The sequence below is a fragment of the Mesorhizobium sp. M7A.F.Ca.CA.002.04.1.1 genome (assembly GCF_004022805.1).
Lineage (GTDB): Bacteria > Pseudomonadota > Alphaproteobacteria > Rhizobiales > Rhizobiaceae > Mesorhizobium > Mesorhizobium ciceri.
In genome coordinates, this window is the sequence record NZ_RZPL01000742.1 from 1 (window position 1) to 2,699 (window position 2,699).

Annotated in this window: 1 protein-coding gene and 1 pseudogene; both read right to left on the minus strand. The window is 64.3% G+C overall.

All coding sequences use genetic code 11. From position 1 onward, the window contains the following. Nucleotides 1–1,606, minus strand: a 1,606-nt coding sequence (locus tag ENZ75_RS27710) for an alpha-glucosidase family protein (protein WP_128278465.1), incomplete at its 3' end; no start/stop codon positions are given. After that, a pseudogene (locus ENZ75_RS27715) lies at nt 1,593–2,699 on the minus strand (glycogen debranching enzyme GlgX); the annotation flags it as partial. The gene ENZ75_RS27710 and the pseudogene ENZ75_RS27715, both read right to left, overlap by 14 nt.

The window sequence follows — 2,699 nt, forward strand, 5'->3', positions numbered from 1 at the left end:
AAAAGGCTCCGAGCGCTGGCAGCAAAAGCTCAGTCTCGACGACCGCGGCATTGCCATCCAGCTGCGCAACCGCCCCGATGTCCCCCGGCAACGGCCAATTGGCCGGTCCTCCGGCGAAATTGAAGACACAGAGCAGTCTTTCACCGCCGCCGTCGCGGATGAAAGCGAGCAGGTCACCCTTGGCGTCGAGAAAGCGGATCGAGCCGGATATCAGCGCCTCATGCTCCCCGCGCAAGGCCAGCGCAGCCCGGTAGGACGCGAGCACAGAGACCGTGTCGGCATTCTGGACGTCAACGGCGCGAGCGCGATGGCTGGCCGGTATCGGCAGCCAGGGCCTGGCCGTGGAGAAGCCTGCATTGTCGGCGCCGGCCTCCCACACCATCGGCGTGCGGCACCCATCCCTGCCCTTGACGCCTGGCCAGAAGCGGATGCCGACGGGATCGCGCAGATCTTCATAGGCCAGCTCCGCCTCCTCCAGCCCGAGTTCCTCGCCCTCGTAGAGGCAGATCGAGCCGCGCAGGCAGGCGAGCAGCATGATCGAGAATCTTGCGACCGCGTCGGGCTCGCTGTCCGGCCTTGTCCAGCGGCTGACATGGCGCGCCACGTCATGGTTGGAGAAGGCCCAGCAGACCCAGCCGTCGGAGACGGCCGCCTCGAAGGCTTCGACGCAGCCACGCACATGCGCAGCCGAGAACTGCGGACCGAGCAGGTCGAAGGTGTAACACATATGCAGCTTGTCGCCGCCTGAAGTGTAGGCCGCGAGCGTCTGCAGCGAGCGGCCTTCATCGCCGATCTCGCCGACGGCGGCGCGGTCGTCATATTCGTCGAGCAGCGCCCTGAAGCGGCGCAGGAACGCCAGGTTTTCCGGCTGCGTCTTGTCGAACAGGTGCTCCTGGTAAAGGTAGGTGTTGGTCTCGCTGTTGGTGCCGGCGACGCTTGATGCCAAGGGTGGATTGCTGCGCAACCAGCGGTCGTGGACATAGTAATTGACCGTATCGAGCCGAAAACCGTCGACGCCGCGCTCCAGCCAGAAGCGCACAGTTTCCAGAAGCGCGTCCTGAACCTCCGGATTGTGGAAATTCAGATCGGGCTGCGAGGGGAGGAAATTGTGCATGTAATACTGCCGGCGGGTAGAATCCCATTCCCAGGCCGGGCCACCGAAGACGGAGAGCCAGTTGTTTGGCGCGCTGCCATCTGGCTTGGTATCGGCCCAGACATACCAGTCGGCTTTGGGGTTATCGCGGCTGGCGCGGCTTTCGACAAACCAGTCGTGCTTGTCGGATGAATGCGACAGCACCTGGTCGATGATGATCTTCAGGCCGAGACGATGCGCCTCGGCGACCAGCGCATCGAAATCCTCGAGCGTGCCGAACATCGGATCGACATCGCAGTAGTCCGACACGTCGTAGCCCATATCGGCCATCGGCGACTTGAAGAAAGGCGACAGCCAGATGGCGCCGACACCGAGCGAGGCGACATGGGCGAGCCTCGATGTGATACCGGCGAGATCGCCGCTGCCATCGCCGGTCGTGTCCTGGAAGGAGCGCGGATAGATCTGGTAGATGGCGCAACCGCGCCACCATCCCTTCTTGTCACTCGCCGCCATTGCGCTTCTCCCTTGTGCCGGCCTGCGCTCGTTCGATCATGAAGATCATCGTCCGCCCGGATATTGGCCGCGAGATATCCGCCGCATCCGGCGCTTCGATAGCTGGGGCCCAGAAGAATCCGTCTCGTTCAGGCAAGGTGAACATGCAGGCCCGGCGATCGCCGTTGACAAGCACCGCAAGACGGCGGTCGTCATCGCTGGCGCCACTCAGGACCATGACAAGACGGTGCCGCTGCGGATCCTGCCAGCTCTGTTCATCGAGCGGCGCGCCCGTCTCAGCAAGCCATGCGACGTCCGGTATCTCCGAACCTGCCGGCGGCTGGCCAGTGAGGAAGCTTGTGTCGGAAAGCGCCGGCATCGATCGGCGCAGCCTCGAGAGTTCCGCCGTGTAGCGCTCCAGCGCCTGGTCGCGGCCGGCCCAGTCGAGCCAGGTGATCTCGTTGTCCTGGGCATAGGCGTTGTTGTTGCCTTGCTGGGTGCGGCCGAATTCGTCGCCCGCGGTCAGCATGATGGTGCCGCGCGAGGCAAACAGCGCGGCGAGCAGAGCGCGCTGGTCGTTCTGGCGAGCCGCTGCCACGGCCGGGTTGTCCGCATCACCTTCCACGCCGTTGTTCCAGGACAGGTTTTCATTGTGGCCGTCGCGGTTCTGCTCGCCATTGGCTTCGTTGTGCTTGCGCTCGTAGCGCACGATGTCGGCGAGCGTCATGCCGTCATGGGCGGCGATGAAATTGACACTGCGGCTGGCGCCTTGCCCGTTCGCGGCAAACACATCTGACGAACCGGCGAGCCGGGTCGCCAGGGCGCCGACCATGCCGGCGTCGCCACGCCAGAACCGTCTTACATCGTCGCGATACTTGTCGTTCCATTCGAGGAAGGGCGCTGGAAAATTGCCGAGCTGATAGCCGTCGGGGCCGATGTCCCACGGCTCGGCGATCAACACGCGATCGGCCAGCAGTGCGTCATCGCGCATCGCTCTCAGCAGCGGCGCCTCGGCATCGAATGTGCCCTCGACCCGCCCCAGAATGGGAGCGAGGTCGAAGCGGAAGCCATCGACACCGGCATCCCTGACGAAATGGCGAAGCGTGTCGAGGAC